Annotated in this window: 12 protein-coding genes and 1 riboswitch; of the genes, 8 read left to right on the top strand and 4 right to left on the bottom strand. The window is 34.2% G+C overall.

Features of this window, described 5'->3' with window-relative positions; genetic code table 11:
• The first annotated feature begins 149 nt into the window (after positions 1-149).
• The 4 genes from HNQ94_RS13415 to HNQ94_RS13400 all read left to right on the top strand — a co-directional run bounded on the left by HNQ94_RS13415 (position 150) and on the right by HNQ94_RS13400 (position 3,218).
• Positions 150-656 carry a shikimate kinase gene (locus HNQ94_RS13415; protein WP_174494681.1) on the top strand — a complete coding sequence of 169 codons (507 nt, stop codon included), beginning with the start codon at positions 150-152 and terminating at the stop codon, positions 654-656.
• A 40-nt stretch (positions 657-696) separates the two neighbouring features.
• Complete coding sequence (locus HNQ94_RS13410; RefSeq protein WP_174494682.1) at positions 697-888, top strand: YqzE family protein; 192 nt, start codon at positions 697-699, stop codon at positions 886-888.
• 117 nt (positions 889-1,005) lie between these two features.
• Entirely contained in the window at positions 1,006-1,932 is a 927-nt protein-coding gene (locus HNQ94_RS13405) for an ArsR/SmtB family transcription factor (RefSeq protein ID WP_174494683.1), read from the top strand.
• Positions 1,929-3,218 carry an MFS transporter gene (locus HNQ94_RS13400; protein ID WP_174494684.1) on the top strand — a complete coding sequence of 430 codons (1,290 nt, stop codon included), beginning with the start codon at positions 1,929-1,931 and terminating at the stop codon, positions 3,216-3,218. The genes HNQ94_RS13405 and HNQ94_RS13400 overlap by 4 nt, the downstream gene beginning before the upstream one ends.
• Positions 3,219-3,255: 37 nt before the next feature.
• Here HNQ94_RS13400 and HNQ94_RS13395 read toward each other — a convergent pair whose 3' ends face one another.
• Positions 3,256-4,074 (bottom strand): YqhG family protein, encoded by an 819-nt coding sequence (locus HNQ94_RS13395; protein WP_174494685.1) that lies wholly within the window; start codon positions 4,072-4,074, stop codon positions 3,256-3,258.
• Positions 4,052-5,719, bottom strand: coding sequence for a DEAD/DEAH box helicase (locus tag HNQ94_RS13390; protein ID WP_174494686.1), 1,668 nt, complete (start codon positions 5,717-5,719; stop codon positions 4,052-4,054). Before HNQ94_RS13390 ends, HNQ94_RS13395 begins: the two co-directional genes overlap by 23 nt.
• 168 nt (positions 5,720-5,887) lie before the next feature.
• Positions 5,888-5,977: riboswitch (glycine riboswitch) on the top strand.
• A gap of 150 nt (positions 5,978-6,127) precedes the next feature.
• On the opposite strand from HNQ94_RS13390, the gene gcvT reads away from it, so the two are divergent.
• The 3 genes from gcvT to gcvPB are packed head-to-tail and all read left to right on the top strand — an operon-like array spanning position 6,128 to position 10,065.
• The gene (gene gcvT, locus HNQ94_RS13385) at positions 6,128-7,231 is read left to right on the top strand and encodes a glycine cleavage system aminomethyltransferase GcvT (protein ID WP_174494687.1); all 1,104 of its coding nucleotides are present in this window, start codon (positions 6,128-6,130) and stop codon (positions 7,229-7,231) included.
• A 19-nt stretch (positions 7,232-7,250) separates the two neighbouring features.
• A complete protein-coding gene (gene gcvPA / locus HNQ94_RS13380) occupies positions 7,251-8,600 on the top strand; it encodes an aminomethyl-transferring glycine dehydrogenase subunit GcvPA (protein WP_174494688.1) in 1,350 nt (449 codons plus the stop codon).
• Positions 8,593-10,065, top strand: coding sequence for an aminomethyl-transferring glycine dehydrogenase subunit GcvPB (gene gcvPB, locus HNQ94_RS13375; RefSeq protein WP_174494689.1), 1,473 nt, complete (start codon positions 8,593-8,595; stop codon positions 10,063-10,065). Before gcvPA ends, gcvPB begins: the two co-directional genes overlap by 8 nt.
• Before the next feature lie 109 nt (positions 10,066-10,174).
• Here the strand turns inward: gcvPB and HNQ94_RS13370 are convergent, their stop codons facing one another.
• Positions 10,175-10,465: a YggT family protein gene (locus HNQ94_RS13370; RefSeq protein ID WP_174494690.1), complete on the bottom strand. Its 291-nt coding sequence runs from the start codon at positions 10,463-10,465 to the stop codon at positions 10,175-10,177.
• A 171-nt stretch (positions 10,466-10,636) separates the two neighbouring features.
• Between HNQ94_RS13370 and HNQ94_RS13365 the strand changes: the two genes are divergently transcribed.
• Positions 10,637-11,590 (top strand): calcium/sodium antiporter, encoded by a 954-nt coding sequence (locus HNQ94_RS13365; RefSeq protein WP_174494691.1) that lies wholly within the window; start codon positions 10,637-10,639, stop codon positions 11,588-11,590.
• A 148-nt stretch (positions 11,591-11,738) separates the two neighbouring features.
• Here HNQ94_RS13365 and HNQ94_RS13360 read toward each other — a convergent pair whose 3' ends face one another.
• On the bottom strand, positions 11,739-12,113 hold the full coding sequence (locus HNQ94_RS13360; RefSeq protein ID WP_174494692.1) for a rhodanese-like domain-containing protein: 375 nt from the start codon (positions 12,111-12,113) through the stop codon (positions 11,739-11,741).
• Between the last annotated feature and the right edge of the window lie 350 nt (positions 12,114-12,463).

Below are 12,463 nucleotides of genomic sequence, written 5' to 3'. Positions count from 1 at the left end.
TTGCTCTACCGAAAGAGTCACAATCGTAAAATGCAATACTGTTAGTCAAATTCATGTTAAAAATTAATTTAGTGGATGAAAATCACAAACTTACTAAATAAAGTTGAAAGATAATGTAAAGTTACTAATTTTTTATGGAGGTACGTAAAGTGAAGAGTATATGTTTAGTTGGATTTATGGGGAGTGGAAAAACAACTATTGGTAAAGAGTTGGCAAAGCAATTACATATAGACTTTTATGATACAGATGTAGAAATTGAGGCATGGAGAAAAATGTCTATTCCACAGATTTTTGAAAAAGAAGGGGAAGAATATTTCCGGCAATATGAAGCGGAAATATTGAGAAAGCTACCAACTAATTATGCAATCATCGCTACGGGTGGGGGAGTAGTTGAAAGGAAGGAAAATAGGAATTGGATAAAGGAGTCCTTGCTGGGTGTATATTTAAAACCTACATTTGATATTATTTCTAATCGATTAACGGATGATAAAAGCCGTCCATTGTGGAATAAACAGGAGGAAGAGAAAAGGGAATTGTTTATTAGAAGAATACCTCTTTATGAAGATTGCGTGAAAATATCAATTGATATAAAAACAGAATCAACAGTGAAGGAAACTGTTAACACTATTCTGAATAGCATAAACGACTTGAAATAAGGGTAAACTGTATTTAAAAACATATTTCGGAGTGAGGATCATGGCTGGTAACGATTTTGTAAAGTATATGACGCAGGAATTAGTAAAGTATGCTCATCTCCCTAAAGATGAAAAAATAAAAAGAAGACATGAACGAAAAATGAAAAGAGAAGAGTTAGATCGTACAACTAAATATTTTGGAATGCTTCCAGCAGCAATCAAAATGTGGAGAAGTGGTAAAAGAAAACATTAGGAACCTAAAGAGGTTCCTTTTTTAATGCAGTTATAAAAAGTTTTCTAGAGTACCGTTGCAATTTATTTATAGTTCGATTATAATCGAACTATAATATGTTCGATGGAGGTCGAAATTATGTCGTTCGAAATTGAAGTTGATTTTTGTCCAGCTTACGAATTGGTTAACAGTTTAAATGCTTATTTAAGTAAGCAAGACCGCAAATCAATAGATTTGGGTAAGAGGTGGTACGATGAAGTTAGTCAAACATTAACAGCTGAATTTAAAGCTTATTTGGGAGACTTGAAACCAGATATGACAAAAGGGCTTGAACATCTCATTTATAGTTGTCCAGGAAAAAGAAGTGAACAATCCTTTTTGAAATGGATGGATGACCAATCTTTTCAAAATATTTATGATATCCTACAACCTTACGATACAAAAATATTAAATACCTTAAAGGAACGTATTCATGATTGGGAATTTGTTTTAAAGGAATGGCACAAACAGTACTTTTCTAAAATTGATTCGCGAATTTTAATTGGACTTGAGCAAAAAGCAGCACAGATCAAAAATGATAGCAAATTATATTCACCTGAGGAAGTATTCGAGGAAGTAACAAATGGCATGCGTCAATCTCCAAATGACAAATTAAAAACCATAAGATTAATCCCACAATATCATCTTAGTCCTATCAATCGTTCCCATTACTACCAAAATTATGAGGAGATGTTTGTTTGTTTCTTTGCTTGTGATGTTATCCCACTAAAAGCAGGTGAACCATCCCCGCGTCTAATGAGAAAAATGAGATGTTTATCAGAAGAAATGAGAATGAAACTTCTCTACTATATGTCTGTTCAAGAAAGAACTTTTAACGAGTTATTGAACTATAGCGGCTTAGCTAAGAGTACACTCCATCATCATTTAGTTGTGTTGCGAGGAGCTGGGTTAATTTCCTTGGAAATAAGTGAACCTAACAACAAGTATTTTTTGCGAGCGGATGCTATTCATCAGCTAACAGCTGAATTAGGAGACTTCTTCCTATTACAGGAGGCAAGCAAGTGATTAAAAATAGGAAATTTTTCTACCTATTTCTTTCTCAAACAATTAGTTCTTTTGGAGATTTTTTTGGTCTTTTAGCTATTGAGTGGCTAGTTTATGAAATGACAGGTTCTTTGTTGTTAATGGGAAGTATATTAACAGCAATGGGTGTTACACAACTCGTAGTAGGATTTTTGGGAGGACCATTAATAGACAGAGTGAATCGCTATCATTTAATGTATTGTTTAGACATACTGAGTTTTATTGCTATTGGCATGCCTGCTTTACTAGGATTCTTGGGTTATTTAGAAATTTGGCATTTATTTATAGCTATTATTCTACTCGGTGCTTCTAGTGCTTTATTAAAACCAACTGGCATGGCTGTATTACCCGAAATCATCAATGATAAGGATGAACTAGTACGTGCTAACTCGATGTTAAGTATAGGAACATCATCTGCCGTAGTAATAGGTCCAGGTTTGGCTGGAGCAACAATCAAATATTTTGGAGCAAGTCAAAGTCTTGCAATAGATGCTATAAGTTTTCTTTTTTCAGCCTTTTTAATTTCCTTGTTAGCAAGGAAAGTGAGGAAAGAACCAAATGATAAGCCTCGTCAACAAAATGTTGCAAAGGTGAACGGATCAACGACAAAAAAATATTTTAGTGAGTTGATTGATGGATTAAAGTTTTTTCTGATTGCTCCATACCTATTAGTCATTATGATTATGGTCTCATTAAGAAATATGTCAGCTCTAGCAGTAGCAGCAATTACACTACCATACGGACTGGAAATACTCCACGTGGACGCTCTAGGTGTAGGGCTTTTAAGTTCTAGTTCAACAATAGGGATTTTAGTTGGATCATCTTTATTAATTTATATAGGAGACGTGAAAAATCGAAGGATTCCTATGTTAGGAAGTGTATGTCTAGGTGGAATTTTGTATTTAAGCTTAGCATTCATTTCTAGCTTTTGGTTAGCTATAATTGTTTTCTTTTTCTTAGGTATGACGGGTCCGTTTTTCGGATCATTTAGTTCCACTATATATGCACAAGTGGTTCCGAATCAATACCTTGGCCGCGTCATGTCTGCGAGATTGTTGGTTGGTGGCTCGTTGCAGCCGGTTGGTAGTTATTTAGGGGGAGCTCTTTCCCACTTATATGGTATACCATTTTTACTGTTCTTCATCGGTTTCATTCCCGCGCTTGCGGGTTTTGTAGGATACTTCTTACCTGTAACAAAGAAAATAGATGGAGAACTGAAAGAAATAGAAATAGATAAAGTAGATGCACAGAAGGGGATTGGAATATAAATAAACAGGTTGTCTGCAAATGACAACCTGTTTTTAATTATTTCCCTATAAATTGATTGGAGGTAGTTTCACTTAAGTAAAATAAGCCACCATTTATAATTTTTATTTGTATTTCAGGTAATAACCTTTTTTCTAAGTGATCTACTTCATTTTCATAACGTTCCTTGAGCAATTCTTTCTCATCATCCGAGGCGGTTTCCGTGTATGATTCATAAAAGTGGTTTAAGATCTCTTTCTCTTTATCAAAATGTTCATATGCTTCCTTCGCCCAATCGTCTTCCTGCTCACTTAAATAGTGTTGTAAATAATTGTTTATCCGATTAAATGCACTAGGAATTCGTACGATTGGGGAAATAGTGTAACTGTAATCCGGAATAACACTAGAAAAAGAAATCTTCTTTAAAAGTTCCATAAAATTAAAAACCATTGTTCCATTAATTAAGTGTAAACCAATAGATAATATTTCATCTTTCTTCTGTCTACCTTTGTAACTAATCATAATATTATTTACTAACCAAGGATTCAAAGCTGTTTGTCCAGCTTGTTCATATAACATAGTGTAACGCCCTTGTGCTAGCTGGGAATTGAAAATTTGATGGAGTCTAGGAGAACCGAAATGAATCCATTCGCCCTCTTCATGGCGCATGGAAGGACTGGAAATAAACGTAAGTGTTGCTGTCTCCCCCTCTTGTCCAATCTTTTTAATATATTCCCAGTAAAAAGGTCTATTTAATAATAGGCGATCAAGTTCTTCATTTAGTTTTACAGTAATTTTTCCTTGTCGACTTTCTTTTATTTCACATTGATTTAAGGAAAAGAAATTGTGAAGATAATTATGAATTGCTTGCTGTTCCATCTTCACTCATCCCTTCTTCTTGATTTTGCTGAAAAGCAGCTGTTAAATTCTCCATTTTTATTCTTGCTTCCCCTGGTGACTGTGATTCCGCAAAAATTTCTTTTATTTCATTTTCTAGGTTTGGAATATTTAATTGTTCTAAAATATCGTCTAAGTCACCAATTACACGTTCAAATAAATTTATCTTTTCATAAAGTAAAGAAATTAAATGTTCATCAATCGTATTCCGAATGGCTAAATAATAGATGTTCACATCTTCTTTTTGACCAAAACGATGAATTCTTCCTATCCTTTGTTCTAGTCGCATCGGATTCCAAGGAAGGTCATAATGAATCATATTGTTACAAAATTGTAAATTGATTCCCTCACCACCTGCTTCTGTTGCAATTAAAACTTGTGCATGATTTTGAAATAATTGCGTCATCCACTCTTTTTTGCCTCGTTTGAAACCGCCTCTGAATGGGACTGAAGAAATCCCGTGCTGCTGTAAATACCATTGCAAGTAATATTGAGTTGCGCGATATTCAGTAAAAATAATAAACTTTTCATCAGAATTACCAATTATGTCTATTACCTTTTTTGCTTTCGCGTGATGAGGGAGCTGTTCGATTTTTTGTATAACTTGCTCTCCCCATTCTTGTTTACTATTGTTCTCTTCATGTTGTTCAACCATTTTTTTCAAAGAAAGATAACATGCCTCTCTACTTGAACAAAATTCCCTCTTAAGCGTAATAGATGTAAAGGGATCTTTTGAAAATAGCTCATGATCCAAATCATCATATGCACTCTGTTCATCTTCACTGAAATTAATCCAAATAGTGTCTATTTTACGCTTTGTCCAGTCTATACCTGTATCTTCACGACGGTTACGTACCATAACATTTTGAACCAGTTGTTTTAGGTTTTCGTCTCGTTTTAATGCACTACGTTTATTTCCAAAAGTTTTAGAGAATTCATCGTAACTACCTAAATAACCTGGTTTAAGGATTGTGACTAGATTAAAAATGTCCGCTAACTGATTTTGGACAGGTGTTGCTGTTAGTAGCAGGCAATACGTTTTCTTCAAACTATTAACAAACTGATAGTTTTTCGTTTTGTGATTTTTTAACTTGTGAGCCTCATCTATAATAATAAAGTCGTATTTTTGACTTAAAACAATATCCTTATGTGGTGGTCTTTTTGCTGTATCGATAGAAGATACAACTACATCACACTGCTCCCAAACATAAGACTTTCTTTGAGAGACTGCTGGAATATAAAACTTTTCATTTAATTCTTTTACCCATTGATTAACTAAGGAAGCAGGGACTAGAATTAGTATCTTTTTTGCTAATCCTCTTACCATGTATTCTTTTAAAATAAGTCCTGCTTCTATTGTTTTTCCTAAACCAACCTCATCAGCTAAAATAGCTCGTCCGCTCATTTTTTCTACTACTTGTTTTGCACAATCTAACTGATGGTCCAAAAATTCCATATGAGGTAAATAGTTTGGAGACATTAATCCTTTGAAATTTGGTACAGCTAAACTTTTAGCTGTTTCATAGGCCATTTGAAACATATCAAAAGAACAAAAAGGTCCATTTTCTATTAGCTTTTTATCCAATTCATTCGGAAATTGTTTATCGAACTGATATTTTATATCCATATAACTCCCACCATTTTGTTTTTATCATAGAGATTAAATAATAATGAAAAATGAAAATGCTTAACACACAAAAAAGTTCGTGTGATATAATGAAAATCGATAGTCAAACTCATATACATACTCAGTTAAATTAGTATAACCGAAATAAATAATTTCATAACAAAGCGAATGATTACTTGAGGAGAGACTGTGTGAAACAGCGCCGAAGGAGCAAGCATTAAATGTGAATCTCTCAGGCAAAAAGACTCTTGTATGACGCAACTCTGGAGAGTGTTCACCATAGTGTGAACCACCCAAGAAGTAAATGATCAAAAGATCATGAAACTTTCTGGTCAAAAGGACAGAGAATTCTTTGATAGGAAGAATTCTCTTTTTTTGTTGGAAAAAAATTACATTAGGAGGATGAAGATGGCGGATTTAAAGAGGACACCACTTTATACAGTTTACCAAGACTACAATGGAAAAACGATTGACTTCGGTGGCTGGGATTTACCAGTACAATTCTCAGGAATAAAAAAAGAACATGAGGCAACAAGAAACGCAGCTGGGTTATTTGATGTTTCCCACATGGGTGAAATTGTCGTAACGGGACCAAATAGTGAGCAGTATTTACAAAAGATGCTAACGAATGATATTTCCAAACTTACGATAAATCGTGCTCAATACACGATAATGTGCTATGAAAATGGCGGAACTGTTGATGACCTTTTGGTATACAAAAAAGGGGACGAAGAATTCTTATTAGTTGTAAATGCATCTAATATTGAAAAGGATTTTAATTGGTTAAAACAACATTTAATTGACGGAGTAAACCTAAATAATATTTCGGAATCTATTGCTCAACTAGCTTTACAAGGACCAAAAGCAGAATTAATTTTACAGAAGTTAACAAATACGGATTTATCTGAAATTAAATTTTTCCGTTTTGCTGATCATGTAACTTTTAGTGGTATTAATAAAGGTGCCCTCGTATCCAGAACAGGGTATACAGGTGAAGACGGCTTTGAAATATACATTGACCATAGTGAAGCAATCGCGTTATGGGAAAAAATATTAGAAGCCGGAGCTGATGAAGGAGTAGAGCCTATTGGGCTGGGTGCTCGTGATACACTTCGATTTGAAGCAACCTTGCCTTTGTACGGTCAAGAATTAACAGCTGAAATTACCCCAATTGAGGCTGGGCTAGGATTCGCTGTTAAAACAAATAAAGAAGCTGACTTTATTGGAAAAGAAGTATTAAAAGACCAAAAAGAAAATGGTACGACAAGAAAAATTATTGGTATTGAAATGGTAGACAAAGGCATTCCAAGACACGGTTATGAAGTATTTAAAGGGGAAGAAAAAGTTGGTGTTGTAACAACTGGTACTCAATCACCAACTTTGGAAAAAAATATAGGGTTGGCAATTGTTGATATAAGGTTTACAAATATAGATGAGGAACTAGAAGTACAAGTAAGAAAACGTCGTTTAAAAGCAAAGGTCATTGCTACACCGTTTTATAAAAGAAAATAATTTAAGGGGGTTGAGATAGATGAGTTTTCGTTATCTACCAATGACAGAAACAGATAAGAAAGAAATGTTAGATACAATTGGTATTCAATCTACAGAAGAGTTGTTTCAGGATATCCCTGAGAAAGTGAGATTTAAAGGGAGACTTAATATTAAAGAGGCAACAAGTGAGCCTGAGTTAACCCAAGAACTTAAAGCTCTAGCAGATCAAAATGTAAACGTAAAATCCCACACATCATTTTTAGGTGCAGGTGTTTATGATCATTACATTCCTTCCATCGTAGATCATGTTATATCTAGATCAGAGTTTTATACAGCTTACACACCTTATCAGCCTGAAATTTCTCAAGGTGAGTTGCAAGCTATCTTTGAATTCCAAACGATGATTTGTGAACTAACTGGGATGGAAGTTTCTAACTCCTCTATGTATGATGGTGGCACAGCATTAGCAGAAGCAGTAAATCTAAGTGCTGGTCAAACAAAAAAGAAAAAAGTAATTGTTTCAAAAGCTATTCATCCAGAATCAATGGATGTAATTAAAACGTATGCAAAAGGTTTTGACCTAGAAATTGTAGAAATAAATCATAAAAACGGTCTTACAGATTTGGTTGCACTTGAAGCAGCCCTTGATGACGAAACGGCTAGTGTCGTTATTCAGTATCCAAACTTTTTTGGACAAATTGAGCCATTACAGGAAGTGCAAAAACTATTAGAAAATGCGAAAAAAGCAATGTTTATCGTTTCTAGTAATCCTTTAGCTTTAGGATATTTAACACCTCCAGCTGTATTTGGAGCTGATATTGTTACTGGTGATGCACAAGTATTTGGTATTCCCGCACAATTTGGTGGTCCACACTGTGGTTATTTTGCAACTACGAAAAAGTTAATGAGAAAAGTACCAGGACGTCTAGTAGGTCAAACAGTAGATGAAGAAGGACAAAGAGGATTTGTATTAACACTTCAAGCAAGAGAACAACATATAAGACGTGATAAAGCAACTTCTAACATTTGTTCCAATCAAGCTTTAAATGCATTGGCTGCTTCAGTAGCGATGACAGCTCTTGGCAAAAAAGGAATTAAAGAGATGGCTTATATGAATATGCAGAAAGCTCGGTATGCAAAATCGACATTTGAAAAAGCTGGGTTTGAGATTGCTTTTGACGGTCCATTTTTTAATGAATTTGTTGTGAGATGTAAGAAAGATGTTTCTGCTATTAATGACGAGTTAGTGAATAAAGGTATCATTGGTGGTTTGAATTTAAGAAAGATGGACCCAAGTATGACAGATCAAATGCTAGTAGCAGTAACAGAGCTACGTACAAAAGCGGAAATTGATCAATTTGTCAAAGAATTGAGTGATATCAATGGCTAATGAAAAAAACTATCCATTAATTTTTGAACTAAGTAAAGAAGGACGAATTGGGTATAGTTTACCTGAATTAGATGTACCAGAAGTAGACCTAACACAAGAGCTAGGCACGGAATATGTTCGTCATATTGAACCAGATTTACCAGAAGTAAGTGAACTGCAAATTATGCGTCATTACACAGGACTTTCTAGAAGAAACCACGGGGTTGATTCCGGCTTTTACCCATTAGGATCTTGTACGATGAAGTACAATCCTAAAATTAATGAAGATGTAGCGCGTTTTGAAGGGTTTAGCTTTGTTCATCCTCTACAGGAAGAAAAGACTGCCCAAGGTGCTTTAGCTTTAATGTATGATCTTCAAACATCATTACAAGAAATAACAGGGATGCATGAGGTAACATTGCAGCCTGCAGCTGGTGCTCATGGTGAGTGGACTGGATTAATGATGATTCGCGCCTTCCATGAAAGTAACGGAGATTTTAACCGTACAAAAGTAATTGTTCCAGATTCTGCACACGGTACGAACCCAGCATCAGCTACTGTAGCTGGCTTTGAATCTGTAACTGTAAAGTCTGATGAGCGAGGTTTGGTTGATTTAGACGATCTAAGACGTGTAGTAGGTTCTGACACGGCAGCGCTAATGTTAACAAACCCGAATACATTAGGGTTGTTTGAAGAACATATTCTGGAAATGGCTAGCATTGTTCATGAAGCTGGCGGTAGGCTCTATTATGATGGTGCAAACTTAAACGCGATTTTAGGATATACAAGACCAGGGGATATGGGCTTTGACGTTGTTCACTTAAACTTGCATAAAACCTTCACAGGACCTCATGGTGGTGGTGGACCAGGTTCTGGACCAGTAGGTGTTTCTAAGGAACTAGCACCATTTTTACCAAAACCTGTTTTGACGAAAAACAAACAAGGTTATTTCTTTGATTATGATAGACCAAATTCAATCGGTCGTGTAAAACCTTATTATGGAAACTTTGGTATAAATGTTCGTGCCTATACGTATATTCGTACAATGGGGCCAGATGGCTTAAAACAAGTTAGTGAGTATGCCGTTTTAAATGCTAACTACATGATGAGAAGATTACAATCAGAGTTTGACCTTCCATTTAAACAACATTGTAAGCATGAATTTGTTTTATCTGGAAAAAATCAAAAAAAATTAGGAGTTCGAACGTTAGATATTGCCAAACGATTATTAGACTTTGGATACCATCCACCTACTATTTACTTCCCATTAAACGTGGAAGAAGCTTTAATGATAGAACCAACAGAAACAGAGTCTAAAGAAACGTTGGATGAATTTATTGATGCTATGTTACAAATTGCAAAAGAAGCAAGAGAGAACCCAGAAATCGTTCAAGAAGCACCACATACTACGGTGATTAATCGTTTAGATGAAACGCTAGCAGCAAGAAAACCAGTCCTTCGATATGAAAAAGATAATATAGAATAAGGCACATTACTTTTAAAAAGGCTAACATAGGGTCGAAAATAAACGACTTTCATGTTAGCCTTTTTCTTTAGGAGCATGTATCAACATTATAGCAATGAGTTGAATAGGATCATTTATTAAAGAACAAAACCGCTCTCGTTAGAAAATAACCGGCAAGAGAATAGATTAGAACGGCAAACAAGGCTGAAAATTCAATAACAAAAGTCCCATCTAAGGAATGTGTTGGAAATATTTCTTCAAATGGGTATAGTAATGGTGAACTAGTTTCATAAATCCACTGCACAAATGGTGCAGCTTGATTAGCTCCAAATAACCTTAAAATGATTCTTAGTCCCAAAATAAGCTGGGCTATTCCAAATATGACATTAATGACATAAATAAGAATGGGTTTTCGTGTCATCATATCCCTCCTCTTATTTTCTAGAAAAGGTTTTCCCATTAACATACCTTTCTTAAACTTTTTTATTTATTTGGGTATAAATTTCAATAAAAAGGGTATTGTAAATAGTTCGTAAGTGGTTTTTCGGTTATCATATGTAAATACTAAGAGTCTCAAGGGTAGGTGATATGATTGACTTATATTATTTTAATTGTGGGTTTTGTTTTGCTCATTAAAGGTGCTGACTACTTTGTGGAAGGAGCTTCTAATATTGCAAAAGCCTTACGTATTTCTCCTTTACTTATAGGTCTAACTATTGTTGCGTTTGGAACAAGCTCACCAGAAGCAACTGTCAGTATAGTAGCTGCACTAGAAGAAAACGCAGGAGTGGCTATTGGTAATGTCGTTGGGAGTAATATTTTTAACATTACCTTTGTTGTTGGTATAACAGCTATTTTAAATCCTTTAAAAGTGGAAAATACCACGATTAGAAAAGAAATACCTTTTACATTATTAGCAAGTATTGCTTTATTAATATTAATTAGTGATGTAGCACTTCAATCAGTAAGTAGTAATTTTATTACAAGAAGCGATGGCTTGATTTTCCTACTTTTTTTCAGCATCTTTTTATATTATATATTTGAAGTTGCCAGAAACAGTAGAGAACAGATTAGAGAAAATGAAAAAGTAGAGTCCATATCATGGGTAAAAAATATACTATTTACTGTTGGTGGCCTTGTTGCTATTATTTTCGGTGGTGAATTCGTTGTAAGTAGTGCTACTGATCTTGCTATTTCCTTCGGGATGAGTGAAACGTTAGTTGGATTAACGATTGTTGCAGTTGGAACCTCTTTACCTGAACTAATCACTTCCATTACGGCAGCATTAAAGAAAGAGAGTGAAATAGCTCTAGGTAACATAGTTGGTAGTAATATTTTTAATATTTTATTCGTACTTGGTTCAGCATCTGTCATATCACCACTTGCAGTAAGTAATAAAATATTTATAGATATTATATTAATGATCATGTTAACGGTAATCCTTCTTGTTTTTTCCAGGACAAACTTTCGAATCGGTAAGATAGAAGGAATCTTGTTAACGGTTGGTTATATTCTTTACATGATTTATATTATTTTAAGAAATTAACGGTATATGTTTAGGGAATTTGAAAGAAGTATAGATGGTTTTGAACTAGTGGAGATTCACTTTTAAACAATAATTTATGATTGAAAAAGGCCATTACCAAACTATTTTCCTTTTGGTGATGGCCTTTTCATGTTAATTGTTGGTATTATTATTTCTTCGTTTTCACTTTCCCTGTCCATTTACGGAAACCACCTTTAAGGTGATTTAAATCCTCACAGCCTTTACGGTTTAACATATTTGCTGCACGTGCAGATCTTGCACCGCTTTGGCAATATAAATAAACAGGCTTGTCCTTACGTATTTCTACTAAACGGTGCTTCATTTGAGAAAGTGGTATATTTCGTGCTCCTAATATATGTCCTTTTTCAAATTCATTTGGCTCTCTTACATCAATAAGTTGAGCTTTTCTGTATCCTTCAACAAATTGATCTTCTGTTAGTGTTGTAAGATAGCGTTTTTGACGAAAATATTTAAATGCTCCATATAAAATAAATGCGACTAGAAATATTAGTATTAATTCCATAAGTATCCCCTTTCATCTCTACTGCACCTACTTACTATACCTATTATATGAATGTTGGACAAAAGATTCAAAGTATTTTCTTATAAAAATTTTGGTAGGTCCTACTTTTTACTCATTTTTTGATGTGTATAATAACTAAAATTTCCTTTCTTGTTGATAGAACAAGTGCTTGTTTATGTACATTAGTTTGCAAGTGATAAAAAACGCAAAAAACGCCACTTATTTGACATTTTTTTCAGTTTATCTCTGTTTATCTTTGTTTTTTTTACAAATTTGAAATTGACAAAATATTATATAGTGTTCTTTAATCACAATATATGGTATTAATTTTAAAAAATAATTACTATATA

Origin of the sequence: Salirhabdus euzebyi, from assembly GCF_014207435.1 — a bacterium.
GTDB classification, from domain to species: domain Bacteria; phylum Bacillota; class Bacilli; order Bacillales; family Alkalibacillaceae; genus Salirhabdus; species Salirhabdus euzebyi.
The sequence above is the reverse complement of the archived record's forward strand: the minus strand, read 5'-3'. Positions and strand labels throughout refer to the sequence as shown.